2 protein-coding genes are annotated in these 1,702 nt (G+C 40.8%); both read right to left on the bottom strand.

The genetic code is table 11. The annotated features are described in order from the left end of the window. Positions 1–94 precede the first annotated feature (94 nt). Complete coding sequence (nusG, locus tag WBN20_RS15585) at positions 95–583, bottom strand: transcription termination/antitermination protein NusG (RefSeq protein ID WP_424282348.1); 489 nt, start codon at positions 581–583, stop codon at positions 95–97. A 117-nt stretch (positions 584–700) separates the two neighbouring features. Beyond that, positions 701–1,702 (bottom strand): MraY family glycosyltransferase (locus WBN20_RS15580; protein ID WP_424282347.1); only part of this gene is annotated, 1,002 nt, incomplete at its 5' end.

Below are 1,702 nucleotides of genomic sequence, written 5' to 3'. Positions count from 1 at the left end.
CTGGTAACTCTTCGGCAAGCCTAAGAGGCATGATGTTGCCAAATCAGCAAGCTTACGTGGTACGATGTTGCCACACCGGCAAGCCTAAGAGGCACTAAGGTACAAGGTCTGCCATCCGGGCCGTAATCCTGTAACCAAGTACCGGCAACACCAGCCGCACCTTATGGGATCCTATTTTTTCTACCAGAGCCGTACGGTCTTTTAATGCGCCCCGGGCAAACCTTACTTCTTCACCAACAGCTAACTGTTCTATCCTGGCATCCTCCAGGGCCTCTCCATCCAGATATTCCTTTAACAATTGTATTTCAGATTCCTGTACTTTGGCGGCTTTGCCCAGCCAGAAAACATAGCGCACTACCCCCGGGATCCCAAATACCCGGTCTCGCTCTGCTTCTTCCAGACGTACAAATACATAGGAATTAAAATAAGGTTTACTGATTTTTTTCTTGCGATCGCTCCATTGGCGTACCGAGGTATAAATAGGGCAATAAGCCTCTATACCCCGTTCCAAAAGTGCTTTAAATATTTTTAATTCCCATCTGGGCCTGGTGCAGATTACATACCAATTCTTAGTCCTGTTCATCGTATTTCTTCAACTGTTGGTTGCTCTTGTTTCTTTTCCATTATAATATAAACTACTGCACCTATTCACATCTCTGAAAACTACGATTAATTGCCGGAGCATTATGGGCTTCTACGGCTATTTTGACTTAGAAGATTTATTCTTTTCCTTTAACTTTTTGGAGTCTACCAGGTGCATTTTAGATTTTTCCAATTCTTTAATCCGTTTTTCTGAAAGCTCCATTTTCTCACGATTATTGGCGCTGTTAACCGCAACCTTTTGGGTTGCACGCGACTCATCAATAAAAGCTTTTCTAATAGTAAACAAAGGCATATATTTTTTAAGATCCATATCCACTATTCTTAAGCGGTCGTTCTCCGCTCTTACTTCATTTAATTTTATGGTATTTTCCCGAACCCTCGTAATATTAAACAAGAGGTAGTAAATTAAGGGTATAATCAGGGTGATAGTGAAAAGTTGCAGGTTGATCTCTAAATCTTTAAGCAGGTAAGCCAATTCTATAGCTATAACACTAACAATAGTTAGCATAATAGTAGCCTGCTTATGACTAAAACCAAGGGTCAATAGACGATGGTGGATATGATTCCTATCTGCATCAAAAGGGCTTCGCCTATCTTTAGCCCGAATTATAAAAACCCTGAGGGTATCCAGTAAAGGAAAAGATAAAACCGCCAGCAACATTACCGGTCCGTTTGAAATGGTAAAAGTGGAAGCTTCGCTTAAATTTAACTCCAGAAACCGAATCCCCTGATACGCCAATAAATAGCCGATAACCATAGAGCCCGAATCTCCCATAAATAATTTTTGGGTCCCGGACAGGTTATATCGTAAAAATGCAGTAATGGCTCCAATTAAACTAAAAGAAACCAGGACCATCAAGTAATCCTTATTTAAGAGAAAGAACAAGCCGAAAGAAGCGCTCGCAATGATACCAATGGCGCCCGCTAAACCATCTATTCCATCAATAAGGTTAAAAGCGTTGATCACCAAAATAAACACAAATACTGTAAATAGTACAGACACCAGATAAGGAAGCTCCCCAATACCCAATAGGCCTTCAAAACTTGTTATCCTTACATCGGTAAGAAAAATAACTATAGCTGTGGAAATAAGCTGTCC

It is taken from the genome of Eudoraea sp. (assembly GCF_049665975.1).
Classification (GTDB): domain Bacteria; phylum Bacteroidota; class Bacteroidia; order Flavobacteriales; family Flavobacteriaceae; genus Eudoraea.
This window is presented reverse-complemented; position numbering and strand designations above follow the sequence as displayed.